The organism is Serpentinimonas barnesii, assembly GCF_000696225.1.
GTDB lineage: Bacteria > Pseudomonadota > Gammaproteobacteria > Burkholderiales > Burkholderiaceae_C > Serpentinimonas > Serpentinimonas barnesii.
In genome coordinates this window covers 1-16,675 of record NZ_BAWN01000004.1, presented here as the reverse complement: position 1 = coordinate 16,675, position 16,675 = coordinate 1, and the positions used below count along the sequence as shown (strand labels likewise).

14 protein-coding genes and 2 tRNA genes are annotated in these 16,675 nt (G+C 66.3%); 8 read left to right on the top strand and 8 right to left on the bottom strand.

Annotated elements, in window-relative coordinates:
• Nucleotides 1-101: 101 nt before the first annotated feature.
• The 5 genes from SRAH_RS00920 to SRAH_RS00900 form a co-directional block, all read right to left on the bottom strand.
• Nucleotides 102-1,067: a ribose-phosphate pyrophosphokinase gene (locus SRAH_RS00920; protein WP_029461479.1), complete on the bottom strand. Its 966-nt coding sequence runs from the start codon at nucleotides 1,065-1,067 to the stop codon at nucleotides 102-104.
• A 45-nt stretch (nucleotides 1,068-1,112) separates the two neighbouring features.
• A tRNA-Gln gene (locus SRAH_RS00915) sits at nucleotides 1,113-1,189 on the bottom strand.
• An 87-nt stretch (nucleotides 1,190-1,276) separates the two neighbouring features.
• Nucleotides 1,277-2,131, bottom strand: a complete 855-nt coding sequence (gene ispE, locus SRAH_RS00910; protein ID WP_029461478.1) for a 4-(cytidine 5'-diphospho)-2-C-methyl-D-erythritol kinase — start codon at nucleotides 2,129-2,131, stop codon at nucleotides 1,277-1,279.
• A 66-nt stretch (nucleotides 2,132-2,197) separates the two neighbouring features.
• Nucleotides 2,198-2,734: a lipoprotein insertase outer membrane protein LolB gene (locus SRAH_RS00905; protein WP_029461477.1), complete on the bottom strand. Its 537-nt coding sequence runs from the start codon at nucleotides 2,732-2,734 to the stop codon at nucleotides 2,198-2,200.
• Nucleotides 2,731-4,518, bottom strand: coding sequence for a tetratricopeptide repeat protein (locus tag SRAH_RS00900; protein WP_149028895.1), 1,788 nt, complete (start codon nucleotides 4,516-4,518; stop codon nucleotides 2,731-2,733). The genes SRAH_RS00905 and SRAH_RS00900 overlap by 4 nt, the downstream gene beginning before the upstream one ends.
• 116 nt (nucleotides 4,519-4,634) lie before the next feature.
• Here SRAH_RS00900 and mutM point away from each other — a divergent pair, with 116 nt between their 5' ends.
• Genes mutM through mutY form a run of 3 tightly spaced genes read left to right on the top strand, consistent with a single transcriptional unit; the run spans nucleotide 4,635 to nucleotide 8,582 of the window.
• Nucleotides 4,635-5,450 carry a bifunctional DNA-formamidopyrimidine glycosylase/DNA-(apurinic or apyrimidinic site) lyase gene (gene mutM / locus SRAH_RS00895; protein ID WP_029461475.1) on the top strand — a complete coding sequence of 272 codons (816 nt, stop codon included), beginning with the start codon at nucleotides 4,635-4,637 and terminating at the stop codon, nucleotides 5,448-5,450.
• 54 nt (nucleotides 5,451-5,504) lie between these two features.
• Nucleotides 5,505-7,502: a dynamin family protein gene (locus SRAH_RS00890; RefSeq protein ID WP_029461474.1), complete on the top strand. Its 1,998-nt coding sequence runs from the start codon at nucleotides 5,505-5,507 to the stop codon at nucleotides 7,500-7,502.
• Nucleotides 7,503-7,511: 9 nt separating this feature from the next.
• A complete protein-coding gene (gene mutY / locus SRAH_RS00885) occupies nucleotides 7,512-8,582 on the top strand; it encodes an A/G-specific adenine glycosylase (RefSeq protein WP_045475711.1) in 1,071 nt (356 codons plus the stop codon).
• Nucleotides 8,583-8,603: 21 nt separating this feature from the next.
• Here the strand turns inward: mutY and rapZ are convergent, their stop codons facing one another.
• Genes rapZ through SRAH_RS00870 form a run of 3 tightly spaced genes read right to left on the bottom strand, consistent with a single transcriptional unit; the run spans nucleotide 8,604 to nucleotide 12,027 of the window.
• Complete coding sequence (gene rapZ / locus SRAH_RS00880; protein ID WP_052369035.1) at nucleotides 8,604-9,446, bottom strand: RNase adapter RapZ; 843 nt, start codon at nucleotides 9,444-9,446, stop codon at nucleotides 8,604-8,606.
• A gap of 8 nt (nucleotides 9,447-9,454) precedes the next feature.
• Entirely contained in the window at nucleotides 9,455-11,110 is a 1,656-nt protein-coding gene (gene recN, locus SRAH_RS00875) for a DNA repair protein RecN (RefSeq protein ID WP_029461471.1), read from the bottom strand.
• Nucleotides 11,107-12,027: an NAD kinase gene (locus tag SRAH_RS00870; RefSeq protein ID WP_045475708.1), complete on the bottom strand. Its 921-nt coding sequence runs from the start codon at nucleotides 12,025-12,027 to the stop codon at nucleotides 11,107-11,109. The genes recN and SRAH_RS00870 overlap by 4 nt, the downstream gene beginning before the upstream one ends.
• A 36-nt stretch (nucleotides 12,028-12,063) precedes the next feature.
• Here SRAH_RS00870 and hrcA point away from each other — a divergent pair, with 36 nt between their 5' ends.
• The 5 genes from hrcA to SRAH_RS00850 all read left to right on the top strand — a co-directional run.
• Complete coding sequence (gene hrcA, locus SRAH_RS00865) at nucleotides 12,064-13,089, top strand: heat-inducible transcriptional repressor HrcA (RefSeq protein ID WP_029461469.1); 1,026 nt, start codon at nucleotides 12,064-12,066, stop codon at nucleotides 13,087-13,089.
• A 127-nt stretch (nucleotides 13,090-13,216) separates the two neighbouring features.
• Nucleotides 13,217-13,295: transfer RNA gene (locus tag SRAH_RS00860), tRNA-Ile, on the top strand.
• A gap of 133 nt (nucleotides 13,296-13,428) precedes the next feature.
• On the top strand, nucleotides 13,429-14,487 hold the full coding sequence (locus SRAH_RS00855) for a Fic family protein (protein WP_029461468.1): 1,059 nt from the start codon (nucleotides 13,429-13,431) through the stop codon (nucleotides 14,485-14,487).
• An 83-nt stretch (nucleotides 14,488-14,570) separates the two neighbouring features.
• Nucleotides 14,571-14,984, top strand: a complete 414-nt coding sequence (locus SRAH_RS12920) for a type IIL restriction-modification enzyme MmeI (RefSeq protein WP_232840957.1) — start codon at nucleotides 14,571-14,573, stop codon at nucleotides 14,982-14,984.
• 63 nt (nucleotides 14,985-15,047) lie between these two features.
• A partial coding sequence (locus SRAH_RS00850; RefSeq protein ID WP_369403331.1) for a DNA methyltransferase occupies nucleotides 15,048-16,675 on the top strand: 1,628 nt, incomplete at its 3' end.

Genomic DNA, 16,675 nt, shown 5'->3' with positions numbered 1-16,675 from the left:
TTGGGCCCGGCCGCGACCAGCTCTGAACCCAGATTAAAAAAACGCCAGCACCCAACCAGGGGCGCTGGCGCGGCTTTGGCTGCCGCAGCCTATCCAGCGCATCAGTCGCTGTCGGTGTCGGCAAACAAACTCATGACCGACTCGCCGCTGGCAATGCGCACGATGGTTTCGGCCATCAGCGGTGCCACGGAGAGTTGGCGGATTTTGGGGCAGGCCTGCGCGGCCTGGCTCAGGGGGATGGTGTTGGTGACCACCACCTCGTCGAGCGCGCCGCCCTTGGCGATGCGTTCGATCGCCGGGCCGGAAAAAATGGCGTGCGTGCAATAGGCATAGACGCTCTTGGCGCCGCGCTCCTTGAGCACCTCGGCGGCCTTGGTCAGGGTGCCGGCGGTGTCGATCATGTCGTCCATGATGACGCAGTTGCGGCCTTCGATGTCGCCGATCACGTGCATCACTTCGGACACATTGGGTTTGGGGCGGCGCTTGTCGATGATCGCCATGTCGCAGTCGAGCTGCTTGGCCAGGGCGCGGGCGCGCACCACGCCGCCAACGTCGGGCGAGACCACCAGCAGGTTTTCGTAGTTTTTGGCGCGCAGGTCGCTCAGCAGCACCGGCGAGGCGTAGATGTTGTCAACCGGGATGTCGAAAAAACCCTGAATTTGGTCGGCGTGCAGGTCCATGGTCAGGACCCGATTGACACCCACCACTTGCAGCATGTTGGCCACCACTTTGGCGCTGATGGGCACCCGGCTGCTGCGTGGGCGCCGGTCTTGGCGCGCATAGCCGTAGTAGGGAATGACGGCCGAGATGCTGACGGCCGAGGCGCGCTTGAGCGCATCGACCATGATCAGCAGCTCCATCAGGTTTTCGTTGGTGGGCGCGCAGGTGGACTGGATCACGAACACGTGGCGGGCGCGCACGTTTTGGGTGATCTCGACCGTGACCTCGCCGTCGGAAAAGCGCCCGATGCTGGCCGCACCCAGAGGCGTTTGCAGATGCTGCGCGATTTCGGCCGCCAATACCGGGTTGGAATTGCCGGTAAAGATCATGAAATCCGGTGCTTGCACAGGAGATTGAAATTGCATGGAAATACCGGCGCAGATGAAAGGGTTTGGCAGGGGAGGAAGGATTCGAACCCTCGAATGCCGGAATCAAAATCCGGTGCCTTAACCAACTTGGCGACTCCCCTACACGGGTAACAGGCCGAAGGCCTGCCACCGAATGCAGTGCTGAACCATCACTGATTCGGATTGGACAGCGTCTGCGATTATAGCCGCTAACACCATCCGATCAGCGGATGCTCCCTCAAATTGCTGCAAATTCTGGCGCTCCAGTGCGCTGGCAAGCTGCTTAAGCTCGGCTCTTGCACCAAGGGCGCAAACAAGGCGCTGCCGGAACCGGACATGCGCGCATCCAAACTTTGCTTTGCCATCCACTCAAGGCCCCAAGCGATGTCGGGACACAGCTCAAGGGCCACTGGCTGCAGGTTGTTGCAACCAAATGCGCTTGGCTGCGCCTGCATGCTGTTTGCAGCAAAGTCTTCGATTCTAACGCGTGGCGTGTCTCTTTTCAAGCCGGGGTGGCGAAAAATCTCGGGGGTGGAGGTGCCGCTGGGGGGTTTGAGCACCAGGTAGCGCGCCTCCGGCAGCTCGATGGGCTGCAGGGACTCGCCGATGCCTTCGACCCAGGCATGGCGTCCGCCCAGAAAGAAGGGCACGTCGGCCCCAAGGGCGAGGCCGATGCGTTGCAAATCGGCAACACCCAGCCCCAAGCCCCAAAGTTGGTTGAGCGCCAGCAAGGTGCTGGCCGCGTCCGACGAGCCGCCGCCCAAGCCAGCTTGCTGCGGGATCTGTTTGTCGAGCGCGATGTGTGCGCCCCAAGGGCAGCCGGTGGCGCTTTGCAGGGCGTGGGCGGCGCGCAGCACCAGATCGTGCTCGGGCAGGGCCTGGGTGCTGTTGAGGTCTTGGCGGCTGAGCTGGCCCGCCTGGCGGCGCTCGAAATGCAGCGTGTCGCACCAGTCGATCAGCATAAACACCGATTGCAGCAGGTGGTAGCCGTCGGCACGCCGACCGACGATGTGCAAAAACAGGTTGAGCTTGGCCGGAGCCGGTACGTCGAGCAGTTGGCGCAGGGTCATGGGGCGATGGGGCTGCTGAAGGGGCAGGGGGTGCAGGGGGTGCGGGGGGAGCGGCGGCGCTCAGTGCAAAACCAGGCGCAACTCAACCGCCGGCGCGGGCTGCCAGCGCCGCGCCTGCAGCCGGCCTTGGGCGTGGCGCGAGAGATCGGCCTGCCAGCCTTCGAGTTCTGCCGGCTGCCCACGCAGCCACGCAAACAGCGGCCGCAGCGGCAGCGCCACGCCGGTGAGGGCGGCGCTGAGCTGGTCCATATTGGGATAGATGTTGCTGCGCCCGTTGTGCTGCAGCAGCGCCTGTTGCGCATCCCATTGGGCCAGCGCCAGTTGCTGCCCCAGCGGGCTCGACAGGCTCAGGCCGCCTTGGTCGGCGTTGCCCCACAGTTCAAAGTTGGCGCTGAAGTGCTGCACCGGGTCGGATTCGATCGTCAGCGCCAAGCGGCCGCTCCAGTGGGTGGGCTCGGGGCTGGCTTGCGTGGGCATGGCCTCGGGGAGCGGCGGGCGCAAGGGTGCGGGGCTGGCGCAACCGCCGAGCGCCAGCACGGCGCCCCAACCCAGCGCCACCACGCACCGGCGGCGGCTCAACCAAACGGGGCGTTTCATGGCTGGACCTGCAGGCGGCGCATGGTCTGGAGCAGGGTTTCGTTGTCGGGGTTGAGCTCCAGCCCTTGGCGCCAGACGGCCAGCGCCTGCTCGCGCTGCCCCAGTACCCAGTGCACTTCGCCCAGATGGGCGGCGATCTCGGCGTCGGGCAAACGCTCAAAAGCTTGCAGCAACAGCCGCAGCGCTTCGGTGTGGTTGCCCAAGCGAAATTCGACCCAGCCCATGCTGTCGAGAATGTAGGCGTCGTTGGGGTCAACGGCCAAGGCTTTTTGGATCAGCGAGCGCGCTTCTTGCAAGCGCAGGTTGCGGTCGGCCAGCGAATAGCCCAGGGCGTTGTAGGCGTGGTGGTAGTCGGGGTGGCGCTGCATCAGCAGGCGCAGCATCTGCTCCATGGCCTCGTATTGGCCGGTGCGTTTGGCGGTGAGGGCTTTTTCGTAGAGCAGGTCGGGGTCGTCGGGGAAGCGTTGCAGCGCCTGGCCGTAAATCTGCAGGGCGTTGTCGTACTGGCCGAGTTCGCGCAGCAGTTGCGCTTCGGCCACCAGCTTGCGCCGCGCCTGCGCGTCGTCTGACTCGGGTTGTTGGCGCAAGAGTTGCCGCGCCGCCTCGACCTGCCCTTGGCGGGCCATCAGGTGCGCGCGCCGAATCTGCAGCGAGAAGCCGGCCGCGTCGGGGTCGGCAATGCGATCGAGCCAGCCTTGAGCGGCGGCAAAATCGCGCTGCAATTCGTCGAGTTGAGCCAAGTGCAGATAGGCTTGGGTGCGCCCGCGAGCGCCTTGCTCAGCCGGCAGATCGGGGGCCAGCTCCAAAAAACGCAGCAAGGCGATGCGCGCTGGGCCGGGCCGGCGCGACTGGGTCTGCAAAATCCCCTGCAGCAGCCAAGCCGGGGCCAGATTGGGCGCGCGCTCGGTCAGCAGGCGCAGCTCGCGCTGGGCGTCGGAGACGCGCCGCAGTTCGATCAGGCTTTGCGCGTAGGCTAGGTGCAGGTCGTGGCGCGGCGTGGCATCGGCGGCGTCGCTGCGGTCAAGGTAGGCGCGCAGCAGCGGCTCGGCTTCGCTGTGTTGCTGCTGCAGCAGCTCCAGCGCCAAGGCGGCACCGGGTTGCGAATCGGGTTGGAGCCGCAGGGCCTGCTGCGCCGCTTGCAGGGCCGCCCGGCGCTCGCCTTGCAGCAGGTCCATGCGCCCCAAGGCGGCGTGCGCGGTGGCGGCGGTGGCGGGGTCGGCCAGCGCGGCTTGCAGCGCCTCGTGCACCACGCGCCGGGCGGCGGCGCGGTCGCTCAGGCGGTGCAGCGTGGCCGGAATGGCGCTGATGACCTCGTGGCGCCGCTCGACTGGGGTGAGCTGGATCAGGCGCTGCAGCACCGGGCCGATTTCACCGGGGCGGTTGAGGGCCAGCAAAATCTGCAACTGAAAACGCAGCGGCTCGTCGCTCTGGGGAAAGGCGCTGGACCAGTCGCGCGCGGCGTTGAAGGCGGAGTTGCCGGCCCGGCCTTGCAGGGCCATTTCGACGGCGCGGCGAAACAGATCGGGGCGTTGCAAGCGCACCGCAGCGTCGAGCATAAGGGAGTGCGCGCCGCCCGGGTCGCCGCGCTGCAATTTGAATTCGGCCAGCAGCAGCTGATAAAAAGTCTCGGCGTCGAGCGCGGTGGGTGGGCCGGGAAATTGCAATTGGAGGGCGGGCGGGCTCGCACCCGCTTGGGCCGCAGCCGGGCCGTGCCCGAATCCGAACCCGAACAGCGCCAGGCTGCTCAGACCAGCCCCTAAAAAGCCCCGCAGTCGGGTGGCCATGCCCATAGGGGCAGCGAGAGCAGTGGGGGGAGCCGTCAGCATGCGCCCATGATAATGGATGGGCTGCTGCCTTGCGGGGCGTGGCACCGATTCTGTGTTTTTCTCAAGCCCGACCCATGCCCGAACTGCCCGAAGTCGAAACCACCCGCCTCAACATTGCCGAGCGGCTGCTCGGGGCCCGCATTGAGCGCATCGGGCTGGGCCAGCCGCTGCGCTGGCCCCTCGGGGTGGCGCCCGAAGCGCTGTTGCAGCGCCAGGTGCTGGGGGTGCGCAGGCGGGGCAAATACCTGCTGCTCGATTTGGACCATGGCCTGCTGTTGCTGCACCTAGGCATGTCGGGCAGCCTGCGTTTGGCCACCGAGTTGCCGCCACCGGGCCCGCACGACCATTTTGATATGGTGACCAACCATGGCGTGCTGCGCCTGCACGACCCGCGCCGTTTTGGGGCGGTGGTCTATGCCCAGAGCGAGTCGGACCCGGTGGCGCGCAAGCTGCTGGGCCGGCTGGGGGTGGAGCCGCTGACGCCGGATTTCGAACCCAAGGCCTTTTTTGCCGCTTTGCGCCAGCGCCGCGCCTGCATCAAGCAGGTGTTGCTGGCGGGCGAGGTGGTGGTGGGCGTGGGCAATATTTATGCCTCCGAGGCGCTGTTTGCTGCGGGTATTCGCCCCACCACGGTGGCGGCACGCCTGAGCCGGCCCCGGGTGCAGCGGCTGCATGCGGCGATCGTGCAGGTGCTGCAACAGGCCTTGCAAGCCGGGGGCAGCAGCTTGCGCAACTTCTCCAACGCCGACGGGCAAAGCGGCCACTTTCAACTGCAAACCCAAGTCTACGACCGGGCCGGGCAGCCGTGCCGGGTCTGTGGCAAGCCCATTCGGCTGCTGCGCCAGGGGCAGCGTTCGAGTTATTACTGCGCGCAGTGTCAAAAAGCCTGAGCGGTGGCGGCGCACCGGTAGCCGCTGCGCCGCCGCCGGTGCTATATTGCTGCCATGGCTTTTATCCAACAATTTGAGCAGCACAACCGCTGGCGTCAGCTGCGGACGCAAGATTTGACGCGGCTGGGTCAGTGGCTTGATGCGCACGACCTGCTCGACGAGGGTTCGCGCGCGCGCTTGGCCAATTTGCAGGCCCAGTTGGCCAGTGACCGGGTCATGGTGGCTTTCGTGGCCGAGTTTTCGCGCGGCAAATCCGAGCTGATCAACGCCATTTTTTTTGCGGGCTATGGGCGCCGCATCATGCCCGCCAGCGCGGGGCGCACCACCATGTGCCCCACCGAACTGGGCTACGAGGCCGATCTGCCGCCTTGTTTGCGCCTGCTGCCGATCGAAACCCGCATGCAGGCGCAGTCGCTGTTGGAATGGCGCAGCGCACCCGAGCAGTGGCAGCGCATCGACCTCGACGTGAACCAGCCCGAGCAGCTCGCGCAAGCCATCGAGCGGGTGGCGCAGACCGTGCGCGTGCCCCTTGAGCAAGCGCGCGCACTGGGTTTTTGGCACGAGGACAACCCCAAGGACAACCCCGTGCCAGGCCCCGATGGGCTGGTGGAGGTGCCGCGCTGGCGCCACGCCCTCATCAACATGGCGCACCCCTTGCTCAAGCAGGGGCTGGTGATTGTCGATACGCCGGGTCTGAACGCGATTGGCACCGAACCCGAGCTCACGGTGGGTTTGCTGCCGCAGGCGCATGCGGTGGTGTTCATTCTGGCGGCCGATGCCGGGGTAAGCAAATCCGACCTGACCATCTGGCGCGAACACCTGGCGCCGGTGGCCGAGCGCAGCGAGGCGCGCTTGGTGGTGCTCAACAAAATCGATGTGCTCTGGGACGAGTTGAGCACCCCCGAGGCCATCGAGGCGCAGATCGAGCGCCAGCGCCAACACAGCGCCGAGGTGCTGGGGCTGCAAGGGCAGCAGGTGTTCGCGGTGTCGGCCCAAAAAGGCCTGCTGGCCAAGGTGCGCCAAGATGCGCAGTTGTTGCAGCAAAGCCGCCTGCCTGAGCTCGAGCGCGCGCTGGCCGATGACGTGCTGGGGCAGCGGCGGCGCCTGTTGCAGTCGGGCCTGGAGCAGGCGGTGCACCATTTGCGCACCGAAGTGGAGCGCCAGTTGCAGGTGCGCGCACACGAAATCGAAGAACAGGTGCAAGAGCTGCAATCCCTGCGTGGCAAAAACGCCACGGTAATTCGGCAAATGCGCGCCCGCATCGAGCTCGAACAAACCGAGTTCGATCAAAGCGCAGCACGCATCCAGGCCCTGCGTTCGGTGCACCTTAAAACGCTGCGGCGCTTGTTTGCGCTGCTGGGCAGCAACCAGATCAAGGCCGAGGTGGCCGAGTTGGCCGAGGCGCTCAAGCAGCCGGGGGTGAAGTTGGGCGTCAAGAAAATCTACACCACCACCTTTGCCAGTTTGCGCCAAAATTTGGCCGAAACCCAGGGCTTGGCCGACGAGGTGCATGAAATGCTCACGGGCATGTTTCGCAACCTCAACGCAGAATACGGTTTTACCCTGCAGGCTCCGCAGCGGCTCGATCTGTCGCGCTATTGGCAGGCGATCGACGAGATCGAAAACACGCACGTGCAGTATTTGGGCGTGACCAATCTGCTGCGCCTGACGCAGGCCGGCTTTTGCGAGCGCCTGGCCAAGGCGGTGCTGTCGCGCTTGCGCAAGTTGTACGAAGAAGCCTCCACCGAGGTCGAACTCTGGAGCAAGACGGCGGCGGCGCGGCTCGATGGCCAGTTGCGTGAGCGCCGGCGCAATTTTGCCCGCCGCATCGAGGCGGTGCACCGCATCCAAGAGGCCGCAGGCAGCTTGGATGAGCGCATTGACGAGTTGCAGGCGCGCCAAGCCGAAGTCGACGCCGAGCGGACGCGCTGGGAGCAGTTGTGCACCGAGGTGTGTCGGCCTGAAGCGGCTGAGGACACGGTGGCTCCCGGGCCGACCGGGGCGGCCCGTTTGCTGCGGCCCGAGCCCGCGCTGTCCCCAGCCTCGGCTTGAAGCCCATCGGTGGAGCCGGCGGATTTTTTTGACACGCTGGTGGCGTGGCAGCGCCGCCACGGCCGCCACCACCTGCCTTGGCAGGGCACGCGCGACCCATACCGGGTTTGGCTGTCTGAAATCATGCTGCAGCAAACCCAGGTCGCTACCGTGCTGCCCTATTACCAGCGTTTTTTGCAGCGCTTTTCGCATTTGAACGCACTGGCCCAGGCCGAGCCGGACGAGGTGCTGGCGCATTGGAGCGGGCTGGGCTATTACAGCCGGGCGCGCCACTTGCACGCCTGCGCGCGCCAGCTGGTGCAGCAGGGCGGGCACTGGCCTAGCACGGCGGCCGAGCTGCAGCGCCTGCCCGGCATCGGGGCCAGCACGGCGGCGGCGATTGCGGCCTTTTGCTTTGGTGAGCGGGTGTCGATTTTGGACGGCAACGCGCAGCGCCTGCTGGCGCGGCTGCTGGCCTTTGAGGGCGATCTGGCGCACGCGCCCACCAAGCGCGTGCTCTGGCAGCAGGCCCAAGCGCTGCTGGCCCCACAAGCCAGCGCCGCTGACATGGCCGCCTACACCCAAGGCCTGATGGACTTGGGGGCGCAAATCTGCACCCGCAGTCGGCCGCGCTGCTCCGATTGCCCCGCCGCCGCATACTGCCAAGCGCTGGCACAGCAGCGCGTGGCAGAGCTGCCACAAAAATCGCGCCGCAGCCCGCGCCGCCACGAGGACTGGTGGCTGCTGCTGCTGCGCCGCCCCGACGGGGCCATCTGGCTGCAGCAGCGCCCGCCGCGTGGCATTTGGGCCGGCTTGTACGCGCCGCCGGTCTTGCACGCCGAGCAGGCCGCGCTGCAAGCGCCGCCGGGGGTGGGCGCTGGCCAGACGCCGATCCTGCATCCGGTCATCCCGCACAGCCTGACGCACCGCGAGCTGCGCCTGCACCCGGTGCAGTGGCAATGGGCTGCGGGTGCGCAGGACCCTATCGCCGACGGGCCGGGGCGCTGGGTGCACACCTTGGGCAAGCCGCAGCAGCATCCAGCGCAGCAGCCCATCGCGCTGCCAGCCCCGATCCGCGCCTGGTTGCTGGAAAACCTGTAGCCTGCGCCGGGCGCCTAGGCGCTAGGGGTGCTGCAAGGCGTCAAGTTCGCGGTGCCGGATTTGCACGCTGGCCAGACCCGCAAAGCGCTCGGCCAGGCGCTCGACCAGATACACCGAGCGGTGCTGCCCGCCGGTGCAGCCGATGGCCACCGTGACGTAGCTGCGATGATCCGCCTCCAGCCGTGGCAGCCAGTGTTGCAAAAAGCCCCCGATCTGCTCTTGCATGGCAGCGACTTCGGCTTCGGCCAGCAAAAATTTGGCCACGGGGCCATCGCGTCCGGTTAGCAGGCGCAGCTCGGGTTCGTAATGCGGGTTGGGCAACATGCGCACGTCGAACACAAAATCGGCGTCCATTGGCACCCCGCGCTTAAAGGCAAAAGACTCGAACACCAGCGTGAGCCGGGCCGGGGCCAGTTGCAGCAGCGCCTTGACCGAGCTGCGCAGGTGCGCGGCCTTGAGCTGGCTGGTGTCGAGCACCTGGGCCAGATCGCGCAGGCTGCTGAGCAGCTCGCGCTCGAGCTCGATCGCCTCGAACAAGGCGCGGCGCTGGTCGCTGCTGTCTTTGAGCGAGAGCGGGTGCAGGCGCCGGGTTTCGGAGAAGCGGCGCACCAGGGTTTCGGTGCTGGTGTCGAGGAACAGCACCGTCAGCGGCAGGCCGCGCTCGCGCAACTGGCGCAGCCGCAAGGGCAGGGTGGGCAGGGCGCGGGCGCTGCGCACGTCGATGGCCACCGCCACGCGCTCGGTGGCTTCGGCCTGCTGCAGCTCGATCAGCGGCTCCAGCAGATCGGGCGGCAGGTTGTCTACGCAGTAAAAGCCGGCGTCTTCGAGCGCGTGCAGGGCCACCGATTTGCCCGAGCCCGACATGCCGGTGATCAGGACGAGTTGCACAGCAGCTCCTGGGCGTGCGCCAAAGTGGTGGCGGTGAGTTGCTGGCCGCCGAGCATGCGCGCCACTTCGGCTACCCGTTGCTCCCCGTCTAGGGGCTCGACCTGGCTGCTGCTGCCGTGCGCGTCTTGCCCTTTGCTCACGCGCAGATGCTGGTGCGCGCAGGCCGCGACCTGCGGCAGATGCGTTACGGCCAGCACCTGGCGGTCGTGCCCGAGGCGGCGCATGAGCTGGCCCACGGTGTGCGCCACCGCGCCGCCGATGCCGCTGTCGACCTCGTCAAAAATCAGCGTCGGGGCGCTGCCGACCTCGCTGGTGCAAACCGAAATCGCCAGCGCGATGCGCGACAACTCGCCCCCCGATGCCACCTTGCCCACCGGGCGCGGCGTGCTGCCGGGGTGCGCGGCCACCAAAAATTCGACTTGGTCTAGCCCATGCGCCTGCGGCTCGGGCAAGGCTTGCAGCCGCACCTCGAAGCGCCCGCCGGCCATGCCCAGGCCCTGCATGGCCTGCGTGATGGCTTGCCCGAGCCGGGCGCCGGCCTCCAGCCGCAGGGCGCTCAGGCGCTCGGCTTCGGCGCGAAAGCGCGCCTTGGCGGCGCTTTCGGTCGCCTCAAGTGCAGCCAGGTCGGCGCTGCGTTCGAGTTCGGCCAGCGCCTGGCGGCAGGCTTGCAGCCGCTCGGCCAGCGCCTGCGGCTCGCAGCGCAAGCGCCGCGCCAGCGCCAACCACAGGCCTAGGCGCTGGTCCAGCGCCTGCAGCGCCGCCGGGTCGAGCTCGCTGCGCTGGGCGTGCTGCTGCAGGTCGTGGCAGGCGTCGTCCACCTGCGCCAGCGCGCTGGCCAGCAGCTCGGCCAGCCCCTGGTAGCGCGGCTCCACGTGTTGCTGCGCTTGCAGCGCCTGCGCGGCGCGGTGCAGCAAGGTGCGGGCGCTGGCTTCGTCTTCGCTCAGGCAAAGCAGCGCCGTTTGCGCCGCCTCCAGCAGCGCCTGGGCGTGCGCCAGCCGGCCGTGTTGCAGGTTGAGTTCTTCCCATTCGCCCGGCTGCGGGGCCAGGCGTTCGAGCTCGCCCATTTGCCATTGCAGGCGTTCGCGCTCCTGCTGCAACTGGCTCTGCTGCGTGTGCGCTTGCTCTAGGCTGCGCTGTGCGCTGCGCCAGTCGCTCCAGAGCTGGCGCAGGCTGCGGGAGTCGATGCGGGCGTAGTCGTCGAGCAGCAGGCGCACCGCCTCGGGCCGCGTCAGGCTCTGCCAGGCGTGCTGGCCGTGGATGTCGAGCAGCAATTCGCCCAGCTCGCGCAACTGGGTCGCGCTGGCGGCGCTGCCATTGATCCAAGCCCGGCTGCGGCCTTGGGCGTCGAGCTGGCGCTTGAGCCGCAAGGGTTCGCCCACCTCGCCCTCGAAGCCCTGCTCGGCCAGCCAGAGCAGCGCAGCGGGCGTGGGTTCGAACTCGGCCACGATCTCGGCCCGCGCCGCGCCCTCGCGCACCACCGAGGCATCGGCGCGCGCGCCCAAGGCCAGTTGCAGCGCGTCAATCAAAATCGACTTGCCCGCCCCGGTCTCTCCGGTGAGCACGGTAAAGCCGCGGCTCAAATCCAGTTCCAGTTCGCGCACGATCACAAAGTCGCGCAGCGCCATGCGTTGCCAGCTCAACCCACACCCCCTTCGGTCCAGTGCAGCTTGCGCCGCAAGGTGTCAAAAAAACTCCAGCCCAGTGGGTGCAGCAGGCACAACTGGTGCGCCGCACGCCGCACCACGATGCGGTCGCCGTGCAGCAGGCTGGTAAAACTTTGCATATCAAAGTGGGCGCTGGCGTCGCGCCCCGAGACCACCTCGACCGCGATCTCGCCGCTGGCCGGCAGCACGATGGGGCGGTTGGTGAGCGTGTGCGGTGCAATGGGCGCCATGATCCAGCCGTCGATGGCCGGGTGCAGCAGCGGCCCGCCAGCCGACAAAGCATAAGCGGTGCAACCCGTGGGCGTGGCGATCACCAGCCCGTCGGCGCGCTGCTTGGCCACAAAATGGCCATCGACCTCCACCCGCAGCTCCACCATGCTGGGCGCGCTGCCACGGTTGACCACCACATCGTTCATGGCGATGGTCTCGAAAATGCAGGCACCGTCGCGCCAGACCTCGGCCTGAATCAGGTCGCGCCGGTCCTGCACAAACTCGCCGTGCAGCATGGCTTGCAGCACCGGGGCGTAGCCTTCCCAAGGGATGTCGGTGATAAAGCCCAAGCGGCCCTGGTTGATGCCCACCAGCGGCACCTGCTGGCGCGCCAACTGGCGCCCAACGCCCAGCATGGTGCCGTCGCCACCCAGCACCAGCGCCAGATCGCAGTGCTGGCCGATCTCGCTCACATCGAGCACCGGGTGCTGCTCCAGCCCGGTGTTGAGGGCGGTTTCGCGCTCCAGGCTGACGGCGCAACCTTGTTGCAACAAAAAATGCGCCAGGGTGTCGATGGCGCCGCGCGAGCCCACGGCGTTGTACTTGCCGATCACCGCCACGTGGCGAAAGCGCAGTTGCGCCGGGGGTGGTGGTGCAGCGGGTGAGCGACTTTGCGAATCCATGCTTAAATTAAAGCACAAGCTGCTTAAAATCTTCCCATGCTCGATGACCGCTCCAAGCTCTTACTCAAAGCCTTGGTAGAACGCTACATTGCCGACGGCCAACCGGTGGGTTCGCGCACCCTCGCGCGCGCGGCCGGGCTGGAGTTGTCGCCCGCCACCGTGCGCAACGTGATGAGCGACCTGGAAGAGCTGGGCCTGATCGCCAGCCCGCACACCTCGGCCGGCCGGGTGCCCACCGCGCGCGGCTACCGCCTGTTCGTCGACACCATGCTCACCGCCCGCCGCGACGACATGCAGGCCGTCGATGCCATGCCCCCAGCCACCTTGCAAGGCGAACAACCGCGGCAGGTGATCAACCAGGCGGCGCAACTGCTCTCCAGCCTGTCGCATTTCGTCGGGGTGGTGCGGGTGCCCAAGCGCGCCAGCGTGTTTAGGCACATCGAATTTCTCAGCCTGTCGCAACGGCGCGTGCTGGTGATTTTGGTCTCGCCCGATGGCGAGGTGCAAAACCACGTCATCCACACCCAGACCGAACTGGAGCAAAGCCGACTGCAAGAAGCCGCCAACTTTCTCAACGCCCATTACGCGGGCCTGACGCTGACCGAAGTGCGCGACCGCCTGCGCACCGAGGTCGAGAGCCTGCGCGGTGAAATTTCCTCCCTCATGCTGCAAGCGGTCGAGCTGGGCAGCGAGTCGGATGCGCAACAAGACGCCGTGGTGGTGGCAGGCGAACGCAACCTGCTGTCGGTGAGCGATTTCACGCACGACCTGGGGCAGTTGCGGCGCCTTTTTGACCTGTTCGAGCAAAAAACACAGCTCATGCGCCTGCTTGAAGTCTCGCACCAGGCCGATGGGGTGCGCATCTACATCGGTGGCGACAGCCAAGGCGGCGTGCCCTTCGAGGATTTGTCGGTGGTCAGTGCCCCCTACACCGTAGATGGCACCGTGGTGGGCACCCTGGGCGTGATCGGCCCGCAGCGCATGCCCTACGAGCGCATGATCCAGATCGTGGACATCACGGCCAAGCTGGTGGGCAACGCCCTGAGCCAGCCGCGGCAATAAAGCCCAAGTCGGTGGCGCAAGAGATAAAATCCCGGCTTTGTGTGTTTCTGCGCCATGTGTCAGGCAAAACGGCTTGCCCAGCCTGCCTGACCTTGCCACGGCAACCCTGCCGCAGAGATTGCCAGACGGGCCTCTAGCTCATGCTTGGTTAGAGCAGCGGACTCATAATCCGTTGGTGCCGTGTTCGACTCACGGGAGGCCCACCAAATAAATCAACAACTTAGGCAGGTTTTCGGACTGGCCTTTTTTGTTGCTTGGACGCCATGTAGCCACCATGTAGTCAGACGCGCCGATTTGTGCCGGCGCGGTATTGGGTGTAAATGGGTGTAGTATTGGTTCATGCTGCGAGCCGACGCCATTCAGATCACCCCGGAGATCCTGAGCCTCATCGCCAGGATCGAAGAGTTCAAGGGCGCTTGGCGCGCCTTGGGCACGCTCGCACCCGACCGCCTGTCGGCATTGCGCCGCGTGGCCACCATCGAGAGCATCGGCTCATCGACCCGCATAGAGGGCAGCAAGCTGACCGACCGCGAGGTGGAGCAGTTGCTGTCGAACCTAGAAATCCAGTCCTTCGCCAGCCGCGACGAGCAGGAGGTGGCCGGCTACGCCGAACTGATGGACTTGGTGTTCTCGTCTTGGCGGGATATTGCGTTCACCGAGAACCACCTCAAGCAGTTGCACCAGATCCTGCTGCGCTACAGCGAGAAGGACAGTTGGCATCGCGGCAATTACAAGACCCACTCGAACAGCGTCGCCGCTTTCGACGAAACCGGCGCGCAGATTGGAATTGTGTTTCAGACGGCCGCGCCTTTCGACACGCCCCGCCTGATGGCGGAGCTGGTCGCCTGGGTGAACCAGGAGCGCCAACGCCAGGATGGGGCCCGCTTGCACCCGCTGCTGATGATTGCCCTGTGCATCGTCGTGTTCCTGGAGATCCATCCGTTTCAGGACGGCAACGGGCGACTCTCCCGCGTGTTGACCACGCTGCTGCTTGTGCAGGCCGGTTATGCCTACGTGCCTTACAGCTCGCTGGAGAGTGTGATCGAGCAGAGCAAGGAAGCCTATTACAAAGCGCTGCGGCAGACCCAAGGCACGATCCGCACGGAGTCGCCAAACTGGCAGCCGTGGCTGGTGTTTTTTCTGCGCTCCTTGGCCGAGCAAGTGCGGCGCCTAGAGAAAAAAGTCGAGCGCGAGAAGATCGTGCTGGCGGCCCTGCCGGAACTGCAGCTACAGATCGTCGAGTTTGCCCGCGAGCACGGCCGCGTTACCATCGGCGAGGCCATCAAACTAAGCGGGGCCAGCCGCAACACGCTCAAGCAGCATTTCCGGGCCTTGGTCGAGCGCGGCACGCTTGATCAGCACGGCAGTGGCCGGGGAGTCTGGTACGGCCTGCGCTAAGGGCTGCGGGACGCGGCATCGATTTCCGTTTTGGGAATTGAACTGGCCCTTGCCCCATGCTGCCTGCGACTATCATTTGCCAGATGGGCACAAGCACAACAACGACAAGCACCACGGCGCAGGCCTTCATTCAACGCTGGCAGGGAGTCAGCGCGAGCGAGCTGGCCACGGCTCAATCCTTCGTCATCGACCTGTGCGAGTTGCTGGGCGTGCCCAAGCCGCACCCCACGCCCGCGCAAGACTATATGTTCGAGCGCCCCGTCAGCTTCAGCCACGGCGACGGCTCGACCAGCGCGGGCCGCATCGACTGCTACAAGCGCGGCCACTTCGTGCTGGAAGCCAAGAAGCTTAAAGCGCTGGCCCACACCAAAGGCTTTGATGATGGCTTGTTGCGCGCCCGCAGCCAAGGCGAGGGTTACGCCCGCGCCTTGCCCGCCGACGAAGGGCGGCCGCCCTTTGTGCTGGTGCTGGACGTGGGCACCGTGATCGAGGTGTAGGCCGAGTTCAGCCGCAGTGGCGGCACCTACACGCCGTTCCCCGACCCGCGCAGCCACCGCATCTTGCTGGCCGACCTGGCCAAGCCAGAAGTGCAGGAGCGGCTGCGCCTGATTTGGACGCAACCCAATGACCTAAACCCGGCGCTGATTGCCGCGCAAGTCACTCGGGAGGTGTCCCAGCAGTTGGCCTTGCTGGCCCGCTCTTTGGAGCAGGACGGGCACGACCCCCACACGGTGGCGGCCTACCTGTCGCGCTGCCTGTTCTCCATGTTTGCCGAGGATGTGGAGCTGTTGCCCAAGGGCGCGTTCCAAGACTTGTTGCTCAAGCACCGCGCAAGCCCCGCCACCTTGCAACAGATGCTGCGCATCCTGTGGGCCGACATGGACCGAGGCGGTTTTTCGGCGGCGCTGACTGCAGACGTGCTCAAATTCAACGGCAAGCTGTTCAAGGGCAGCAGCGCCGACGGTTACAGCCTGTTGCTGCGGCCCGAGCAAATCGATCTGCTGCTCCAAGCCGCCCGGGCCAATTGGCGCGAGGTGGAGCCTGCTATTTTTGGCACTTTGCTGGAGCGTGCGCTGGACCCCACCGAGCGCCACGCCTTGGGCGCACACTACACGCCGCGCGCCTATGTGGAGCGCTTGGTGCTGCCCGCCGTGATTGAGCCCCTGCGCGCCGAGTGGGCCAACGCCCAGGCTGCCGCCTTGCTGCTGGCGCACGAAGCCGCCGAGCTGGAAGCGCATCCGCCCGAAGTCAAGATCAAAAAAGATTTTGCCGCGCTGGACCGCCACCACGCCGCCGTGCGTGCCAAGTGGGCCGAGGCGCGTCAGCAGGTGAAAGATTTTTTGCACCGGCTGTGTACCCTGCGTGTGCTGGATCCGGCCTGCGGCAGTGCCAACTTTTTGTATGTGACGCTGGAGCACCTCAAGCGCCTAGAGGGCGAGGTGTTGAACCAACTCAACGCCTTGGGCGATACGCAAGATGCGCTGGACCTGGGCCGCGAGACCGTGACCTTGCAGCAGTTGCGCGGGGTGGAGCTGAACCAGCGCGCCGCTGCGCTGGCCGAGTTGGTGCTGTGGATAGGCTTTTTGCAGTGGCACATCCGCACTTATGGCCGCGCCAGCATGGTTGAGCCGGTGGTGCACGATTACGGCAACATTGAGCACCGCGATGCGGTGTTGGCCTACGACCGCCAAGAGCCGATGACCGACGCCAGCGGCAAGGTTCTAACCCGGTGGGATGGCGCTGCCTTCAAGCCGCACCCCGTCACTGGCCAGCGGGTACCCGACGAGGCCGCGCAGGTGCTGCAGTGGCGCTACGTGAACCCCCGGCAGGCCGATTGGCCGCAGGCCGATTTCATAGTGGGCAACCCGCCGTTTATAGGCGCGTCCACGATGCGGGCGGCGTTAGGCGATGGGTATGTGGACGCTTTGCGCGCCGCGTGGCCGGATGTGCCGGACAGTGCCGACTTTGTGATGTTCTGGTGGGCTCGGGCGGCGGCGCTCGTGGGGGCCGGCGCGGTGCAGCGCATGGGTCTGATCACCACCAACAGCTTGCGGCAGACCTTCAACCGGCGGGTGGTGCAGGCGGCCTTGGATGGGGCCTTATCGGCGGCTTCGGCTTCGGCTTTGGCTTCGGTGGCTGGGGCTGGGGCTGGGGCGGTTGAGGCGGCGGCGGGGCGGGCGGGCGCCGG

Bases quoted from the DNA above. Each gene is read 5' to 3' on its own strand.
- SRAH_RS00905 (WP_029461477.1), bottom strand. From the start codon at position 2,734: ATGAAACGCCCCGTTTGGTTGAGCCGCCGCCGGTGCGTGGTGGCGCTG.
- SRAH_RS00900 (WP_149028895.1), bottom strand. From the start codon at position 4,518: ATGGCCACCCGACTGCGGGGCTTTTTAGGGGCTGGTCTGAGCAGCCTG.
- mutM (WP_029461475.1), top strand. From the start codon at position 4,635: ATGCCCGAACTGCCCGAAGTCGAAACCACCCGCCTCAACATTGCCGAG.
- SRAH_RS00890 (WP_029461474.1), top strand. From the start codon at position 5,505: ATGGCTTTTATCCAACAATTTGAGCAGCACAACCGCTGGCGTCAGCTG.
- rapZ (WP_052369035.1), bottom strand. From the start codon at position 9,446: ATGTCGGGCTCGGGCAAATCGGTGGCCCTGCACGCGCTCGAAGACGCC.
- SRAH_RS00870 (WP_045475708.1), bottom strand. From the start codon at position 12,027: ATGGATTCGCAAAGTCGCTCACCCGCTGCACCACCACCCCCGGCGCAA.
- hrcA (WP_029461469.1), top strand. From the start codon at position 12,064: ATGCTCGATGACCGCTCCAAGCTCTTACTCAAAGCCTTGGTAGAACGC.
- SRAH_RS00855 (WP_029461468.1), top strand. From the start codon at position 13,429: ATGCTGCGAGCCGACGCCATTCAGATCACCCCGGAGATCCTGAGCCTC.
- SRAH_RS12920 (WP_232840957.1), top strand. From the start codon at position 14,571: ATGGGCACAAGCACAACAACGACAAGCACCACGGCGCAGGCCTTCATT.